Raw genomic sequence first — 17,128 nt, forward strand, 5'->3', positions numbered from 1 at the left:
CGATGACTAGTTTGCACGCCGACGAGGCTTTCCTCGGCCATTACCAGTTGAGTCATGACCCTTTTTCTCCACGGGTGCCTGGCTTCAAATTCTTCCCGGCCCAGCGCAAACCGGTGCTGGGGCAACTGCATCACCTGGCGCGCTACAGTCAGTTGCTGCTGGTCGTCACCGGCCCGCAAGGCAGTGGCAAGACGCTGTTGCGTCAAGCCCTGGTGGCCAGCACCAACAAACAGTCGGTGCAGAGCGTGGTGGTTTCCGCCCGTGGCGCCGGTGATGCGGCCGGCATGCTGCGTCAGGTGGCTCAGGCGCTGAACGTCGCCCAGCCCGAGATCGGCGCGATTCTGGCTCAAGTGGTGCAGCTTGCACTGACGGGGCAGGAAGTCTATTTGCTGGTGGATGACGCCGAGCAACTCGACGAGTCCGCGCTGGAAGCCTTGCTGGCCCTGGCCGCCGGTGCACCGGAAGGTCGCCCGCATGTGTTCCTGTTCGGTGAGTCGTCGCTGATTGCTCAACTGGAGGCGCTGACCCTCGAGGAAGAGCGGTTCCACGTCATCGAGTTGCAGCCTTACACCGAAGAAGAAACCCGCGAATATCTGGAGCAGCGACTCGAAGGCGCCGGCCGGGGTATCGAACTTTTCACCGCAGATCAGATCTCTGATATTCACGAAAGCTCCGACGGTTGGCCTGGCACCATCAACCAGGTTGCCCGCGATGCAATGATCGAAGCCATGATTGCCAGCCGCTCAGCGGTGAAGCGTCCAAGTATGGGGTTCAACATGCCGAAGAAACACGTATTGGCGATTTCCGCCGTTGTCGTGGTCGCGGTAGCCGCCGCCTGGTTGATGCCGGGTCGCAGCAAAGCACCGACCACTGGCGCACCTGTCAACGAACAGGCGCAACTGCCGCTCGGCCAGGGCACGCCACAACCTAACAGCGGCGGCGCGCCTGCCGTCGAATTCGCCGGTAACTCGCAACCGATGCCATTGCCGCTGGTCGGCAACTCGCAGCCGGTCATGCGTGGTCCGTTGGCCGAAGCCGCCGGTGGCATCACCGAAGGCGACGACGGCGTGCCGATCGAAGGTTCGAGCGCTACGCCGCCGACCGTGACCACCACCGCGCCTCCAGCAGGTCTGTCGGCCGGTCCTGCGCCGACGCCAGCCGCCAAGCCTGTGCCTGCACCGACTCAGGTCGCGACTGCCAAGCCAGCCCCGGTTGCGCCTGCCGTGAAACCGGCTCCAGCGCCAGCCAAGCCAGCCGCCGTTGCCGCCGCCAAGCCTGCCGAGAAACCAGCCACCGCGGCCAAGGCCACTGGCGGCACCTGGTACGCAGGGCAAGCGCCGGGTAACTACGTGGTGCAGATCCTCGGCACCAGCTCTGAAGCGGCCGCGCAATCCTTCGTCAAGGAGCAGGGCGGCGAGTACCGTTATTTCAAGAAAGTCCTCAACGGCAAGCCGCTTTACGTCATCACTTACGGTAGCTTCGCCAACCGCGATGCAGCCGTTACCGCCATCAAGGCCTTGCCAGCGAAGGTTCAGGCTGGTAAACCTTGGCCTCGCACTGTCGCCAGCGTCCAACAGGAACTGGCTACAGCTCGCTGATGATTCGGCGGCCTTACCCAGGCCGCCTCTCCCAGCACCTCAAAATTTCTACAAGCGCATGCCGCCTCTACAGGCCGCGTGCCTTGTGGTGTCTGCGTCACAGTAGTCTTTGAGTCGTTGCGGTCAAAATTAAAAAAGTTTTGACTAGCACAGCATATCGCTTTAAACCTTTCACAAATGCGACATAGATTTGCGACATTTCGTCGTCAAATTTGTGAGCCTCTGTGTCGGTGTGTACAATGACCTCCCTTTTGCCCCCGCAAAGCTGGCGTACGTTCGGCGCGGATGGTAAGTGGTTGAATTGAAAAGAAATTTGCCTCGATAAGAGGCAGCCTGGTGAGAAAGTGTCTATGAAAGCAGGTCTGTACCAACCAGATGAATTCAAGGATAACTGCGGTTTCGGCCTGATAGCCCATATGCAGGGCGAGCCCAGTCATACCCTTTTGCAAACGGCCATCGAGGCCCTGACCTGCATGACCCACCGCGGTGGGATCAACGCCGACGGCAAGACCGGTGACGGTTGCGGTCTGCTGATTCAAAAGCCGGATGTGTTCCTGCGAGCCATCGCCCAGGAAACGTTCGGCGTCGAACTGCCCAAGCAATATGCGGTGGGCATGGTCTTCTTCAACCAGGACCCGGTCAAAGCCGAAGCCGCTCGCGAGAACATGAACCGCGAGATCCTCGCTGCTGGCCTGACCCTCGTCGGCTGGCGCAAAGTGCCGATCGACACCAGCGTCCTTGGTCGCCTGGCCCTTGAGCGCCTGCCGCAGATCGAACAAGTGTTCATCGCCGGCGATGGCCTGAGCGATCAGGACATGGCCGTCAAGCTGTTCACCTCCCGTCGTCGCTCGTCCGTGGCCAACGCCGCCGACGTCGATCACTACGTCTGCAGCTTTTCGCACAAGACCATCATTTATAAAGGCCTGATGATGCCGGCGGATTTGACCGCCTTCTATCCAGACCTCAGCGACCAGCGCCTGCAAACCTCGATTTGCGTGTTCCACCAGCGCTTCTCGACCAACACCCTGCCGAAATGGCCGCTGGCTCAGCCGTTCCGCTTCCTCGCCCACAACGGCGAGATCAACACCATCACCGGTAACCGCAACTGGGCCGTGGCCCGTCGCACCAAGTTCACCAATGATCTGATGGATCTGGAAGAACTCGGCCCGCTGGTCAACCGTGTTGGCTCCGACTCCTCCAGCATGGACAACATGCTTGAGCTGATGGTCACCGGTGGTATCGACCTGTTCCGTGGCGTGCGGATGATCATTCCGCCTGCGTGGCAGAACGTCGAAACCATGGACCCGGACCTGCGTGCGTTCTATGAATACAACTCGATGCACATGGAACCGTGGGACGGCCCGGCCGGCGTGGTAATGACCGACGGTCGCTACGCGGTGTGCCTGCTCGACCGTAACGGTCTGCGTCCGGCGCGTTGGGTCACCACCAAGAACGGTTTCATCACCCTGGCCTCGGAAATCGGTGTCTGGAACTACCAGCCTGAAGACGTGATCGCCAAGGGCCGCGTTGGCCCGGGTCAGATCTTCGCCGTGGACACCGAAACCGGCCAGATCCTCGACACCGACGCCATCGACAACCGCTTGAAGTCCCGTCATCCGTACAAGCAATGGCTGCGCAAGAATGCCCTGCGCATCCAGGCGACCATGGAAGACAACGACCACGGTTCGGCGTTCTACGACGTCGATCAACTCAAGCAGTACATGAAGATGTACCAGGTCACTTTCGAAGAACGTGATCAGGTGCTGCGTCCGCTCGGCGAGCAAGGCTACGAAGCCGTTGGTTCGATGGGCGACGATACGCCGATGGCTGTGCTGTCCCAGCGCGTGCGTACGCCGTACGACTATTTCCGTCAGCAGTTCGCGCAGGTCACCAACCCGCCGATCGACCCGCTGCGTGAAGCCATCGTCATGTCGCTGGAAATCTGCCTCGGTGCCGAGCGCAACATCTTCCAGGAGTCGCCGGAACACGCCTCGCGCGTGATCCTCAGCTCGCCGGTCATTTCTCCGGCCAAGTGGCGCTCGCTGATGAACCTCGATCGTCCGGGCTTCGAGCGCGCGATCATCGACCTCAACTACGACGAAAGCGTCGGCCTCGAAGCGGCGATCCGCAACGTCGCCGATCAGGCTGAAGAAGCTGTGCGCTCCGGCCGTACCCAAGTGGTGCTGAGTGACCGTCACATTGCCCCGGGCAAGTTGCCGATCCACGCTTCCCTGGCCACCGGCGCGGTGCACCACCGCCTGACCGAAAAAGGCCTGCGTTGCGATTCCAACATCCTGGTTGAAACCGCGACGGCTCGCGATCCGCATCACTTCGCGGTGTTGATCGGTTTCGGCGCCTCGGCGGTCTATCCGTTCCTGGCCTACGAAGTGCTGGGCGACCTGATCCGTACCGGTGAAGTGCTGGGCGACCTCTACGAGGTGTTCAAGAACTACCGCAAAGGCATCACCAAAGGTCTGCTGAAGATCCTGTCGAAGATGGGTATCTCGACCATCACGTCGTACCGCGGTGCGCAGTTGTTCGAAGCCATCGGCCTGTCCGAAGAAGTCTGCGAACTGAGCTTCCGTGGTGTACCGAGCCGCATCAAAGGTGCGCGTTTCGTCGACATCGAAGCCGAGCAGAAAGCCCTGGCTGCCGAAGCCTGGAGCCCGCGCAAGCCAATCCAGCAGGGCGGTTTGCTGAAGTTCGTCCACGGTGGCGAATATCACGCTTACAACCCGGACGTGGTCAACACCCTGCAAGCCGCTGTGCAGCAGGGCGACTACAGCAAGTTCAAGGAATACACGGCGCTGGTGGACAACCGTCCGGTGTCGATGATCCGTGACATGTTCAAGGTCAAAACCCTGGACACGCCGCTGGACATCAGCGAGATCGAACCGCTGGAGTCGGTGCTCAAGCGCTTTGACTCCGCAGGCATCTCCCTCGGCGCCTTGTCGCCGGAAGCTCACGAAGCCCTGGCCGAAGCCATGAACCGCCTCGGTGCGCGTTCCAACTCCGGCGAAGGCGGCGAAGACCCGGCGCGTTACGGCACCATCAAGAGCTCGAAAATCAAACAGGTTGCGACTGGCCGTTTCGGTGTGACCCCGGAATACCTGGTCAACGCTGAAGTGCTGCAGATCAAAGTCGCTCAGGGCGCCAAGCCCGGCGAAGGTGGTCAGCTGCCAGGCGGCAAGGTCAACGGTCTGATCGCCAAGCTGCGTTACGCAGTGCCGGGCGTGACCCTGATCTCGCCTCCACCGCACCACGACATCTATTCGATCGAAGATTTGTCGCAGCTGATTTTTGACCTGAAACAAGTCAACCCGAAGGCTTTGGTCTCGGTGAAGCTGGTTGCAGAAGCGGGCGTCGGCACCATCGCCGCCGGTGTGGCCAAGGCCTACGCGGACTTGATCACCATCTCCGGCTACGACGGCGGCACCGGTGCATCGCCACTGACCTCGATCAAATACGCGGGCGCTCCGTGGGAACTCGGCCTGGCCGAAACCCACCAGACCCTGCGCGGCAACGACCTGCGCGGCAAAGTGCGGGTACAAACCGACGGCGGCCTGAAAACCGGCCTCGACGTGATCAAGGCTGCCATCCTCGGCGCTGAAAGCTTCGGCTTCGGCACCGCGCCAATGATCGCGCTGGGCTGCAAATACCTGCGTATCTGCCACCTGAACAACTGCGCCACCGGCGTCGCGACTCAGAACGAGAAGCTGCGCAAGGATCACTACATCGGGACCGTCGACATGGTGGTGAATTTCTTCACCTACGTCGCCGAAGAAACCCGTGAGTGGCTGGCCAAGCTGGGCGTGCGCTCCCTCGAAGAGCTGATCGGTCGTACCGATCTGCTGGAAATCCTCGAAGGCCAGACCGCCAAGCAGCAACACCTGGACCTGACGCCATTGCTGGGCAGCGATCACATCCCGGCGGACAAGCCTCAGTTCTGCCAGGTCGAGCGCAACCCACCGTTCGACAAAGGCCTGCTGGCCGAGAAAATGGTCGGCATGGCCACCTCGGCCATCAACGACATGAGCGGCGCCGATTTTGCGCTGGATATCTGCAACTGCGACCGTTCGATCGGCGCGCGGATCTCCGGTGAAATCGCTCGCAAACACGGCAACCAAGGCATGGCGAATGCGCCGATCACCTTCCGCTTCAAAGGGACGGCCGGTCAGAGCTTCGGTGTGTGGAACGCTGGCGGCCTGAACATGTACCTGGAAGGCGACGCCAACGACTACGTCGGCAAAGGCATGACCGGCGGCAAACTGGTCATCGTTCCGCCGAAGGGCAGCGCCTTCAAGACTCAGGACAGCGCCATTATCGGCAACACCTGCCTGTACGGCGCCACCGGCGGCAAACTGTTCGCTGCCGGTACCGCAGGCGAGCGTTTTGCGGTGCGTAACTCCGGTGCTCACACGGTTGTGGAAGGCACTGGCGATCACTGCTGCGAGTACATGACCGGTGGTTTCGTCTGCGTATTGGGCAAGACCGGTTACAACTTCGGCTCAGGCATGACCGGCGGTTTCGCCTACGTGCTCGACCAGGACAACACCTTCGTTGACCGGGTCAACCACGAACTGGTGGAAATCCAGCGGATCAGCGGTGAGGCGATGGAAGCCTATCGCAGCCACTTGCAACGCGTGCTGAACGAATACGTCGAGGAAACCGACAGCGAGTGGGGTCGTAACCTCGCTGAAAACCTCGATGACTATCTGCGTCGTTTCTGGCTGGTCAAGCCCAAGGCTGCCAACCTGAAATCGTTGCTTTCCAGCACCCGTGCCAACCCGCAGTGATATGCGCCTGAAGAGTTTGATGAGGTTTTAACAATGGCTGAACGTCTGAATAACGACTTCCAGTTCATCGATGTCGGGCGCAAAGATCCGAAGAAGAAACTGTTGCGTCAACGCAAGAAAGAGTTCGTGGAGATCTACGAACCCTTCAAACCCCAGCATTCGGCCGATCAGGCCCACCGCTGCCTGGGTTGCGGTAACCCGTATTGCGAATGGAAGTGCCCGGTGCACAACTTCATTCCAAACTGGCTGAAGCTGGTGGCCGAGGGCAACATTCTTCAGGCTGCCGAGCTGTCGCACCAGACCAACACCCTGCCGGAAGTGTGCGGCCGGGTGTGCCCGCAGGATCGTCTGTGCGAGGGTGCCTGCACCCTCAACGACGGCTTCGGCGCGGTGACCATCGGTTCGGTCGAGAAGTACATCACCGACACCGCGTTCGCCATGGGCTGGCGCCCGGACATGTCCAAGGTCATACCGACCGGCAAGCGTGTTGCGGTGATCGGCGCAGGCCCGGCAGGTTTGGGTTGTGCCGACGTACTGGTGCGTGGCGGCGTGACCCCGGTGGTGTTCGACAAGAACCCGGAAATCGGCGGTTTGCTGACCTTCGGCATCCCCGAGTTCAAGCTGGAAAAGACCGTGCTGAGCAATCGCCGCGAAGTCTTCACCGGCATGGGCATCGAGTTCCGTCTGAACACCGAAGTGGGCAAGGACGTGACCGTCGAGCAACTGCTCGAAGAATACGATGCCGTGTTCATGGGCATGGGCACCTACACCTACATGAAGGGCGGCTTTGCCGGTGAAGATTTGCCGGGCGTGCATGACGCGCTGGACTTCCTGATCGCCAACGTCAATCGCAACCTGGGCTTTGAAAAGTCGCCGGAAGATTTCGTCGACATGAAAGGCAAGAAGGTGGTGGTACTGGGTGGCGGCGACACGGCGATGGACTGCAACCGTACTTCGATTCGCCAGGGCGCCAAGTCGGTGACCTGCGCTTATCGTCGTGACGAAGCGAACATGCCGGGCTCGCGTAAAGAAGTGAAGAACGCCAAGGAAGAAGGGGTGAAATTCCTCTACAACCGCCAGCCAATCGCCATCGTCGGCGAAGACCGCGTCGAAGGCGTGAAGGTGGTCGAGACCCGTCTCGGCGAACCGGACGCCCGTGGCCGTCGCAGCCCTGAGCCGATTCCGGGTTCCGAAGAGATCATCCCGGCTGATGCCGTGGTCATCGCGTTCGGTTTCCGTCCGAGCCCGGCGTCGTGGTTCGAACAGCACAGCATCCAGACCGACAGCCAGGGCCGCGTTGTGGCCCCGGAACAAGGTCAGTACAAGCACCAGACCAGCAACCCGAAAATCTTCGCCGGTGGCGACATGGTTCGCGGTTCTGACCTGGTGGTGACGGCGATCTTCGAAGGCCGCAATGCCGCCGAAGGGATCCTGGATTACCTGGGCGTCTGATCACTTTCTAAAACTGGAATGCGATCAAAATGTGGGAGCGAGCTTGCTCGCGATAGCGGTAGATCAGTCAGCAGAGATGTTGAATGTGAAGCCCCCATCGCGAGCAAGCTCGCTCCCACAGTTGTTTTGTGGTGTTGCGAAAACTGCATTCCACCGCGACAAATTGACCCGATAGACAAAAGGCTGACCTGCAACCGTGCCTTTTGCGTCGCGCTCTGAGAAAATGCCCGCACTTTTTTTCCGGATGCCGACATGACTGCCCTGAAGAACGACCGTTTCCTTCGCGCCCTGCTCAAGCAACCCGTAGACGTCACGCCTGTCTGGATGATGCGTCAGGCCGGTCGCTACCTGCCGGAATACCGCGCCAGCCGTGCCAAGGCCGGCGACTTCATGAGCCTGTGCATGAACCCGGAGTTCGCTTGCGAAGTCACGATGCAGCCGCTCGACCGCTATCCGCAACTGGACGCGGCGATCCTGTTCTCCGACATCCTGACCATCCCCGATGCCATGGGCCAAGGCCTGTACTTCGAAACCGGTGAGGGCCCGCGCTTCAAGAAAGTCATCAGCACGATGGCTGACATCGAAGCGCTGCCGATTCCTGATCCGCACAAAGACCTCGGCTACGTCATGGACGCGGTCAGCACCATCCGCCGCGAATTGAACGGCCGCGTGCCGCTGATCGGTTTCGCCGGCAGCCCATGGACCCTGGCCACCTACATGGTCGAAGGCGGCTCGTCGAAAGACTACCGCAAGACCAAAACCATGCTCTACGACAACCCGCAAGCCTTGCACCTGCTGCTCGACAAACTCGCGCAGACGGTCACCAGCTACCTGAACGGCCAGATCATGGCCGGGGCGCAAGCGGTGCAGATCTTCGATAGTTGGGGTGGCAGCCTTTCGGCGGCGGCGTACCAGGAATTCTCCCTGGCCTACATGCGCAAAATCGTCAGCGGCCTGATCCGCGAGCACGAAGGCCGCAAAGTGCCGGTCATCCTGTTCACCAAGAACGGCGGCCTGTGGCTCGAAAGCATTGCCGACGCTGGCGCTGATGCATTGGGCCTGGACTGGACCTGCGACATCGGCAGCGCCCGTGATCGCGTCGGCAGCAAAGTCGCCCTGCAAGGCAACATGGACCCAACCGTGCTGTACGCCAAGCCAGAAGCCATCCGCACCGAAGTCGGCCGCATCCTCGCCAGCTACGGCAAGGGTAGCGGTCACGTGTTCAACCTCGGCCATGGCATCACGCCTGAGGTCGACCCGGAACACGCTGGCGCCTTCCTGCGCGCGGTGCATGAACTGTCGGCGCAGTACCACGAGTGATCGTGACGGTCTGATAAACACCCGGCTTTAATGTGGGAGCGAGCTTGCTCGCGATGAGGCCATAACATTCAACATCTAAGTTGTCTGTTATACCGCCATCGCGAGCAAGCTCGCTCCCACAGTTGTTTATGGCTGACTGGATATTTGTGTTTAAGCCTTTACACCACCGAGCGGTGGCAACTTCGCCAGTTTCAACGCCACCAGCAGCGCAATCACCAGCAACCCGCCAATGAACAACCCGATCCCGTTCCACCCGCCCATGTGCCAGAACATCCCGCCCGCCGTCCCGGCGATGCTCGAACCGGCGTAATAGCTGAACAGATAAAGCGACGACGCCTGCCCCTTGGCTTTGATCGCCCGACGCCCAATCCAGCTACTCGCCACCGAATGAGCGCCGAAGAAACCGAAGGTGAAGATCAGCATGCCAATGATCACCACCGGCAGCGGCGTCAACATGGTCAGTGCAAGGCCTGCGAGCATCAGCACGATGGTCGCCCAAAGCACTTTGCGCCGGCCCAGTTTGTCGGCCAACGAGCCGATTTTCGCTGAACTGTAGATACCCGACAGATACACCACCGAGAGCAGCCCGACGAAGGCCTGATCCATGTGATACGGCTCGGCCAGCAGGCGATAACCGATGTAGTTGAAGAGGGTGACGAACGCGCCCATCAGCACAAAAGCTTCGAGGAACAGCAGCGGCAGGCCGGCGTCGCGAAAGTGCATGGTGAAGCCGTCAATCAAACTGCGTGGGTGCAATGAGCGGGCGCGGAAGTTGCGCGACTCGGGGAGGATTTTCCAGAACACTGCCGCCGCGATCAGCGCCAGACCACCGATCACCAGCATCGCCGTGTGCCAGCTGACGAAATCGATCAACACGCCGGTGATCAAGCGTCCGCACATCCCGCCAATCGCGTTGCCGCCAATGTACAAACCCATGGCCAGACCGATGTGCTGTGGATGGATCTCTTCACTCAAGTAAGTCATGGCGACCGCTGCCAGTCCGCTTAACGACAACCCCACCAGCGCGCGCATGACCAGCACACCCTGCCAGCTCGGCATCATTGAACTGGCGATGGTGCAGAGTGCGGCGGCGAACAGCGCCGCGACCATCACCGGTTTGCGTCCGATGCGATCAGAGATCGGGCCGGTGATCAGCAGACCAATGGCGAGCATGCCGGTGGCGACCGAGAGGATCAGGCTGCTCTGCGCTGCATTGATGGAGAATTCGTGGGACAACAGCGGCATCATCGGTTGCACGCAATAGAGCAGGGCGAAGGTCGCGAAGCCGCCGGAGAACAGCGCCAACACCGTGCGCATGAACATCGGTGTGCCTTTTTCGATGTAGATCTCCTTTAGTTCGGCGACAACATCGTCCACCGCTGCGGGCGGAACTTCATGGGCAAGTGGAGCGACAGCAGTTTTCACTTCGGACCTCGGAGGACGCAGCCGGTCAGGCAATGAAAAAAGCATATAGCTGCCTAATGATTCAATCCAATATATTGTTCGACCTGTTTGATAGGTTTAACGACCTAATGGAGTTTTCATGGAATTGCGTCACCTGCGCTACTTCATCGCCGTCGCTGAAGAACTGCACTTCGGCCGCGCCGCCCAGGTGCTGGGCATCTCGCAACCGCCGCTGAGTCAGCAGATTCAGGCGCTGGAACAGGAGGTGGGCGCGCGGTTGTTCGAGCGCACCAATCGTCGGGTCGAGCTCAGTGAAGCCGGCCGGCTGTTTCTGGAAGAGGCGCGGTTGGTGCTGGCGCAGGTCGACAAGGCAGCGGATGTTGCACGGCGGGCGCAGTTGGGTGAGTTGGGCGAACTGAAGATTGGCTTCACCTCGTCGGCGCCGTTCAACTCGACCATTCCACAGGCGATTTTTTCATTTCGCCAGCGATTTCCGGCGGTGCACCTGAACCTGCGGGAGATGAGCAGCACCCAGGTCGCCGATGCGTTGGTGGATGAGTCGATTGAAGTCGGGATCATGCGGCCGCTTGGGTTGCCGGACTCGCTCAGCGTGGTGGAGCTGATGCGTGAGCCGCTGGTGGCGGTGCTCAGTTCCAAGCATCCATTAGTGACCGATAGTGAGGAAGGCTTGTTTCTGTCAGCTCTGGCCCTCGAACCCTTCGTATTTTTCCCACGCAGTTATGGCAGTGGTCTGTACGCACAATTGCTCAGCCTGGCCCGGGATGCCGGTTTCAGTCCGCACTTTGCTCAGGAGGCGGGCGAGGCGATGACGATCATTGGTCTGGTGGCGGCGGGGCTGGGTGTATCCGTGCTGCCGGCGTCCTATCAGCGGATGCGCATCGAAGGGGTGGTCTATCGGCCTCTGCTCGATCCTGAGGCGGTGTCAGCAGTGTGGCTGGTGCAACGTAAGGATCAGAAGTCACCGATGGCCAAGGCGTTTGTGGAGTTGTTGACGCGTAAGGTTGAAGGAATCTGAACAGGTTGCCGCACTTGGGACATTCGAAGTTACGGATCCGCCTTAGGGATTTGTCCGATTCTTGCGCAAAATCGATTTCTTTCGATGAGTGCCATGGATGCCACTTCTATATCAACCCAAGGAAGGCAGCGTGCTGATTTGCGATTTCAGGGGCTATGAAATCCCTGAGATGATCAAGGTCAGACCCGTTGTCGTGATACCTAAACACAGAACGAACAGCTTGCTGGTAACGGTTGTGCCGTTGAGTACTACCGCTCCAGATCGCGTACTTGAACATCATCTGGAACTTCAAAGTCATCTCCATGGTGCGAGTCCAATCTGTTGGGCAAAGTGCGATATGGTTGCGACAGTAAGTCTCTCCAGACTCGACCGGATCAAAAGCCGAGACCGTCAGGGGAAGCGCGTTTATGTCATTTCACAACTTGAAACAGATGAGTTCTACGCAATCAAAGTCGCAGTGCGTAGCGCCCTTGGGCTGTGATGGCATAAGGTTTGGTGTGGTTGGGCGAACTGCCATCCGTTGCCCCCTGTTCAATTTCAAGCAATACTGCCCGCGTTCCCGAAAGGGGCTTGTGAGACTCTGAGGATCTTGGGTAACCAGCCATCGCAGAGCCAGACAGGTACAGGGCGATGACAAGCCGACCTGTTTGTGAAGGGGCGCCGAAAGGCGCCCTTTGTCGTTTCTGGCGTTACTGAAATCGTTGAATGACGCAAATCATGACCCGCGCAGGAATATCCGTGGGGCGGTTACGTTGATTGAATTGCTGACGCGCAAGCTGACGCCATAGAGATTCAATGTTTTGTTGGGCACGGCCGATAACCGTTGTGGGACTCATCAAAACAATGGAGATACAGGATGTTCAAGCAGTTAACCTTCACCGCTTTGCTGGCATTGACCGCTCTGACCGGTGGTTGTGCTTCGGTAAAAATGGCTGATGAAAGCCAGGACGCTCAGGCCAAGACCTTCCAGGTCACCCCGGACAAAGCCAATATCTACGTTTATCGCAACGAGAGTATGGGGGCAGGCGTGAAAATGCCGGTGGCACTCAATGGCAAGCCGGTAGGGCAGACCGTCGCCAAGTCTTACCTGATGCTATCCGTCCCGGCCGGTCAACAGACCCTGTTGTCTTCGGCGGAAAACGATTCGGAACTGAAACTCACCGCAGAAGCCGGCAAGAACTACTTTGTCTGGCAGGAAGTGAAAGTGGGCTTCATCAAGGCGCGCAACAACCTGCAAGTCGTCGACGATAAGACAGGCCGCGCTGGCGTCGCTGAAAGCAAATTGATTCAAGCTCAGTAAGCAGTTACACAACTGATCGTTCCCACGCTCCCGCGTGGGAACGATCAAGTTCGCTGAGTCTTACGACCAACGCCGAAAGATCAGCGAAGTATTAACCCCGCCAAACGCAAAGTTGTTGTTCATCACGTACTGGTTGCTCATCTGCCGGAACTCGCCGCGCAGGTAATCGAGTTTGCCGCAGTGTGGGTCGACGTCGTCGAGGTTGAGGGTGTGGACGTACAGGTCGTGGTTCATCATTTCGATGCTGAACCAGGATTCCAGCGCACCGCAGGCTCCGAGGGTGTGTCCGAGGAAACTCTTCTGCGAGCTGATCGGCATGTGCTCGCCGAACAACGCGCTCGTTGCCAGTGTTTCGGCAATGTCGCCCTGTTCAGTGGCCGTGCCGTGACCATTCACGTAGCCGATGTCAGAAGGCTGTAACCCGGCGTCTTCCAGCGCCAGTTCCATGGCCCGGCGCATGGTGACCTGCTCGGGACGGGTGGCGTGCTGGCCGTCGGCGTTGCTGCCGAAACCGACGAGTTCGGCGTGGATGTGCGCACCGCGAGCCAAGGCGTGTTCGAGTTCTTCGAGCACCAGCATGCCGCTGCCTTCACCGATCACCAGGCCATCGCGGCCGCTGTCGTAGGGGCGTGGGGAAGTCTGCGGTGCATCGTTTTTCAGGCTGGTGGCGTAGAGCGCATCGAAGACCATCGCTTCGGTGGGGCACAGTTCTTCGGCACCGCCGGCGAGCATCAATGGCAGGCGACCAAACTTGACCGACTCGTAGGCATAACCGATGCCCTGACTGCCGCTGGTGCAAGCGCTGGAGGTCGGGATCAGCCGGCCGGTGAGGCCGAAGAAGATGCTGATGTTCGCCGCCGTGGTGTGCGGCATCATGCGCACATAGGAGTTGGCGTTCAGGCCCTCGGCCACCGAGTTGAGCAGCATGTTGCCGAACGCCTTGATCTCGTCGGTGCTGCCGGTGGATGAGCCGCAGGAAACGCCCATGCGCCCGTCCTTGATCGATTCGTCGCCCAACAGCCCGGCATCGGCCAATGCCTGTTCTGCCGCGCCGACCGCCAGGCGCGAGACCCGGCCCATGCTGCGCAATTGTTTGCGGGTCCAGTGGCTCGGCACTTTGAAGTCGTCGATCGGCCCCGCCAGGCGCGTGTTGAGTTCGGTGAAGCGATCCCACTCGTCCATCCGGCGGATACCGCTGCGGTTGGCCGCGAAGTTAGCGGCGATGGTGTCCCAATCGCTGCCCAGTGAGGTGATGCCGGCCATGCCGGTGACGACGACGCGCTTCATCAGCACAGGCCTCCGTTGACGGCCAGAACCTGCCGGGTGATGTACGACGCTTCCGCCGACATCAGGAAATTCACCGCGCTGGCCACCTCTTCCGGGGTGCCCATGCGTTGTGCGGGGATCATTTTCATCATTTCTTCCACCGGCACGTTTTCATCGAGCATCGCGGTGTCGATCAAGCCGGGTGCGACACAGTTAACGGTAATTTTGCGCTTGCCCAACTCGATCGCCAACGCCTTCGCCGCGCCGATCAACCCGGCTTTGGAGGCGCTGTAGTTGACCTGTCCACGGTTGCCGATCAACCCGGAAACCGAGGTGATGCAAACAATCCGGCCGGCCGCGCGACGACGAATCATCGGCATCATCACCGGGTGCAGCACGTTGTAAAAACCGTCGAGGTTGGTGCGCATCACCATGTCCCAATCATCCTCGCTCAAGGCCGGAAAAGCACCGTCGCGCGTCAGACCGGCGTTCAGCACCACGCCGTAATAGGCGCCGTGGGTTTCCACGTCGGCTTCGAGAATGGCTTTGCAGCTGGCGCGATCGGACACGTCGAATTGCAGAATGCGCACGTTGCGCCCCAAGGCTTCGATTTCGGCCTTCACGGCTTCAGCGTCCGCCAGGCCACTGCGGCAATGCAGCACGATGTCATGCCCGGCCTGGGCCAGACGCAAAGCGATAGCACGGCCGATGCCACGGCTGGAACCGGTGATCAGTACGGATTCAGTCATGGCTGGGTTCCTTGGGTTTCATGAAGGTATTGAGCAGCCTGAGGCGGACGGAACACGTTCAGACGAGCGGTGGCGTGAATGCCGGGCGCGGTGATGTGGCATTCGAACACGCCCATGCCGTTGTCGTCTTCCAACGAGCGGATGCCGTGGATGGTCAGCTCGGTGCCGGCGGGGAAGTGCTCGACGTTGCATTCGAATTTGCGGGTGCCGAGCAGAAACCCCAGCTCCACCGCATCGCCACGCTGACGGGCATGGCAACCGGCGTAGGCGGCGACGCTCTGGGCCATCAGTTCGATGCCGACCCAGGCCGGCAGGCTGCCGTCCGGGCGGTTGAACAGGCCATCGGGTCTGACCGTGAGACGGGTGTAAATCTGCTCGTCATCGAACGACAGGATCTGCTCGATGAAGATCATGTCGCCAGCGTGCGGCAGCAGTTCGGCGATCGGCCAGTCAATCATGGGGCGTCTCCGATAATCAGGCTGACGTTGTTACCACCGAAGGCAAAGGAATTGCTCATCAGATAGCGAGGTGCAATGGACGTCAGGCGATTGGCCGGGGTCACCCAATTCAGGGGGGGCAATTCGGGATCCGGTTGGCCGTCCCAGACGTGAGGCGGCAGGGCGTGCTCGCGATTGCCTGCACTCAGGCTCAACCAGCAGAACGCCGCTTCCAGAGCGCCGGCAGCGCCGAGGGTGTGGCCGGTCATGGGTTTGGTCGACGAACACGGCACACCCGCCGGGAACAACGTCGCCACCGCCAGGCTTTCCATGGCGTCGTTGTGTTGGGTGGCGGTGCCGTGCAGGTTCAGATAATCGATCTGTTGTGGTTGCAGTTGTGCTCGGCTCAGGGCTTTGCGCATCGCTTGCAGGGCGCCACGGCCGGTCGGTTCCGGCGCAGAAATGTGGTGCGCATCGGAGCTGGCGCCACTGCCGAGCAGGGCAATCGGCTGGCTGTCGCCGACACTTTTGCTCATCAAAAACAGCACCGCCGCTTCGCCAATGTTGATGCCGTTACGGTTCACCGAAAACGGGTTGCAGCGTTGCCCGGACACCGCTTCCAGCGCCGAGAACCCATTGAGGGTCAGCTTGCACAAGCTGTCGACGCCGCCGCACAGCACCGCGTCGCAAATGCCCAGGTCCAACAGTCGCTGAGCACTCATCAGCGCTCGGGCGCTGGACGTGCAGGCCGTGGAAATCACATAGGCCGGGCCGCTCAGTTGCAGCCAGTCGGCGAGGAAGTTCGCCGGCGCGCCGAGTTCCTGTTGCTGATAGTCGTAATCGGCCGGGAACTGATGCTCGCGGATGTAATGGGCCAGGCCGCGACTGGCTTCGTCGATGCCCGAGGTGCTGGTGCCCAGAACGATACCAATGCGGTCGCGGCCGTAGGTCTGGATCGCTTGGTCGATGTCTTCGCGAATTTGCAGCGCGGCTTCCAGCAGCAATTGATTATTGCGGGTGCTTTGCTGCGCAAGCTCAGCCGGGATCGGCGCCAGTTCGCCTTGAACCGCGGCCACGGGCAGCGACCGTTCCACCACCCAGCCGGCCTCATTGCGCATGCCCGAACAGTCACCGGCAAACAGGTTGCGGGTGACTTCGGACTTGTCACGACCCAGGGCGCAGATCACCCCGAGGGCGTTCAGGTAGGCCGTCATGGCGTGTCCCCACTGAGCGGCGTGACTTGATATTTCGGGCCTTTGGGCAGGTTCAATTCAAAGCTCATGGGTTGTGAGTAGCGGATTTCCCAGTGCTCTGGCAAGGATCGTTGCGAGCCATGCTGCCACGCGGCGGGATAGTTGCCCGACAGTTCATCTTTTGGGGTCAGCGCAAACAGCAGCGCGGCGAACAGCTCTCGCGCTTCCGGATTGGGCGGCAGCAGACCGTCAGCCTGCCACTCGCCATCGACCAGTTTCTGGCGTGCCTGTGGAATGCCCAGCAAGTCCATCATCGACCAGCGAATGCCAGGGCCTTCACGCTGAATCACCAGCACCCAGTCCTGACGTTGATCGGCCGCCAGGCGCTGGATATGCAATTGCAGCGGCAACGACAGGTTCGGCGTTTGCTCGGGCAGCGGCGCCCGGCTGGCACAGGCGCTCAGCAACAGGACTGCGCCGAGGAGCAAAAATCTCAGGATGCCCGCTATCCCTGTGGGAGCGAGCTTGCTCGCGATGAGGGCACTACATTCAACAGTTATGTTGGCTGACCCACCGC

Annotated in this window: 13 protein-coding genes; 7 read left to right on the forward strand and 6 right to left on the reverse strand. The window is 60.2% G+C overall.

Annotated elements, in window-relative coordinates; genetic code table 11:
• Positions 1 to 2: 2 nt before the first annotated feature.
• The 4 genes from ACA079_RS01920 (at position 3) to hemE (ending at position 9,166) form a co-directional block, all read left to right on the forward strand.
• The gene (locus ACA079_RS01920; RefSeq protein WP_497702393.1) at positions 3 to 1,598 is read left to right on the forward strand and encodes an AAA family ATPase; all 1,596 of its coding nucleotides are present in this window, start codon (positions 3 to 5) and stop codon (positions 1,596 to 1,598) included.
• Between the two features lie 350 nt (positions 1,599 to 1,948).
• Entirely contained in the window at positions 1,949 to 6,394 is a 4,446-nt protein-coding gene (gltB, locus tag ACA079_RS01925; protein WP_497702394.1) for a glutamate synthase large subunit, read from the forward strand.
• 33 nt (positions 6,395 to 6,427) lie between these two features.
• Positions 6,428 to 7,846: an FAD-dependent oxidoreductase gene (locus ACA079_RS01930; protein WP_008149580.1), complete on the forward strand. Its 1,419-nt coding sequence runs from the start codon at positions 6,428 to 6,430 to the stop codon at positions 7,844 to 7,846.
• A 252-nt stretch (positions 7,847 to 8,098) separates the two neighbouring features.
• Positions 8,099 to 9,166 carry a uroporphyrinogen decarboxylase gene (gene hemE, locus ACA079_RS01935; protein ID WP_008149581.1) on the forward strand — a complete coding sequence of 356 codons (1,068 nt, stop codon included), beginning with the start codon at positions 8,099 to 8,101 and terminating at the stop codon, positions 9,164 to 9,166.
• 150 nt (positions 9,167 to 9,316) lie between these two features.
• On the opposite strand, the gene ACA079_RS01940 is transcribed toward hemE, so the two are convergent.
• Entirely contained in the window at positions 9,317 to 10,543 is a 1,227-nt protein-coding gene (locus ACA079_RS01940; protein ID WP_497704267.1) for an MFS transporter, read from the reverse strand.
• 166 nt (positions 10,544 to 10,709) lie between these two features.
• On the opposite strand from ACA079_RS01940, the gene ACA079_RS01945 reads away from it, so the two are divergent.
• The 3 genes from ACA079_RS01945 (at position 10,710) to ACA079_RS01955 (ending at position 12,906) form a co-directional block, all read left to right on the forward strand.
• The gene (locus tag ACA079_RS01945) at positions 10,710 to 11,606 is read left to right on the forward strand and encodes a LysR family transcriptional regulator (protein ID WP_008149588.1); all 897 of its coding nucleotides are present in this window, start codon (positions 10,710 to 10,712) and stop codon (positions 11,604 to 11,606) included.
• A 97-nt stretch (positions 11,607 to 11,703) separates the two neighbouring features.
• The gene (locus ACA079_RS01950; RefSeq protein ID WP_497702395.1) at positions 11,704 to 12,087 is read left to right on the forward strand and encodes a type II toxin-antitoxin system PemK/MazF family toxin; all 384 of its coding nucleotides are present in this window, start codon (positions 11,704 to 11,706) and stop codon (positions 12,085 to 12,087) included.
• A gap of 375 nt (positions 12,088 to 12,462) precedes the next feature.
• Positions 12,463 to 12,906 carry a DUF2846 domain-containing protein gene (locus ACA079_RS01955; protein WP_497702396.1) on the forward strand — a complete coding sequence of 148 codons (444 nt, stop codon included), beginning with the start codon at positions 12,463 to 12,465 and terminating at the stop codon, positions 12,904 to 12,906.
• 60 nt (positions 12,907 to 12,966) lie between these two features.
• Here ACA079_RS01955 and ACA079_RS01960 read toward each other — a convergent pair whose 3' ends face one another.
• From ACA079_RS01960 to ACA079_RS01980, 5 genes are read right to left on the reverse strand one after another with little or no spacing between them, the layout of a single operon-like run.
• Complete coding sequence (locus ACA079_RS01960) at positions 12,967 to 14,193, reverse strand: beta-ketoacyl-ACP synthase (RefSeq protein ID WP_497702397.1); 1,227 nt, start codon at positions 14,191 to 14,193, stop codon at positions 12,967 to 12,969.
• Positions 14,193 to 14,921: a 3-oxoacyl-ACP reductase FabG gene (gene fabG, locus ACA079_RS01965; protein WP_134419685.1), complete on the reverse strand. Its 729-nt coding sequence runs from the start codon at positions 14,919 to 14,921 to the stop codon at positions 14,193 to 14,195. Before fabG ends, ACA079_RS01960 begins: the two co-directional genes overlap by 1 nt.
• Complete coding sequence (locus ACA079_RS01970) at positions 14,918 to 15,379, reverse strand: hotdog family protein (RefSeq protein WP_095127485.1); 462 nt, start codon at positions 15,377 to 15,379, stop codon at positions 14,918 to 14,920. The genes fabG and ACA079_RS01970 overlap by 4 nt, the downstream gene beginning before the upstream one ends.
• Complete coding sequence (locus ACA079_RS01975; RefSeq protein WP_497702398.1) at positions 15,376 to 16,572, reverse strand: beta-ketoacyl-[acyl-carrier-protein] synthase family protein; 1,197 nt, start codon at positions 16,570 to 16,572, stop codon at positions 15,376 to 15,378. Before ACA079_RS01975 ends, ACA079_RS01970 begins: the two co-directional genes overlap by 4 nt.
• Positions 16,569 to 17,051, reverse strand: coding sequence for a hypothetical protein (locus ACA079_RS01980; RefSeq protein ID WP_497704268.1), 483 nt, complete (start codon positions 17,049 to 17,051; stop codon positions 16,569 to 16,571). Before ACA079_RS01980 ends, ACA079_RS01975 begins: the two co-directional genes overlap by 4 nt.
• Positions 17,052 to 17,128 lie beyond the last annotated feature (77 nt).

The organism is Pseudomonas sp. LBUM1645, assembly GCF_059716185.1.

Coding starts and splice junctions, on each gene's coding strand:
- ACA079_RS01920 (WP_497702393.1), top strand. CDS start 3: ATGACTAGTTTGCACGCCGACGAGGCTTTCCTCGGCCATTACCAGTTG.
- gltB (WP_497702394.1), top strand. CDS start 1,949: ATGAAAGCAGGTCTGTACCAACCAGATGAATTCAAGGATAACTGCGGT.
- ACA079_RS01930 (WP_008149580.1), top strand. CDS start 6,428: ATGGCTGAACGTCTGAATAACGACTTCCAGTTCATCGATGTCGGGCGC.
- hemE (WP_008149581.1), top strand. CDS start 8,099: ATGACTGCCCTGAAGAACGACCGTTTCCTTCGCGCCCTGCTCAAGCAA.
- ACA079_RS01945 (WP_008149588.1), top strand. CDS start 10,710: ATGGAATTGCGTCACCTGCGCTACTTCATCGCCGTCGCTGAAGAACTG.
- ACA079_RS01950 (WP_497702395.1), top strand. CDS start 11,704: ATGCCACTTCTATATCAACCCAAGGAAGGCAGCGTGCTGATTTGCGAT.
- ACA079_RS01955 (WP_497702396.1), top strand. CDS start 12,463: ATGTTCAAGCAGTTAACCTTCACCGCTTTGCTGGCATTGACCGCTCTG.
- ACA079_RS01960 (WP_497702397.1), bottom strand. CDS start 14,193: ATGAAGCGCGTCGTCGTCACCGGCATGGCCGGCATCACCTCACTGGGC.
- fabG (WP_134419685.1), bottom strand. CDS start 14,921: ATGACTGAATCCGTACTGATCACCGGTTCCAGCCGTGGCATCGGCCGT.
- ACA079_RS01970 (WP_095127485.1), bottom strand. CDS start 15,379: ATGATTGACTGGCCGATCGCCGAACTGCTGCCGCACGCTGGCGACATG.
- ACA079_RS01975 (WP_497702398.1), bottom strand. CDS start 16,572: ATGACGGCCTACCTGAACGCCCTCGGGGTGATCTGCGCCCTGGGTCGT.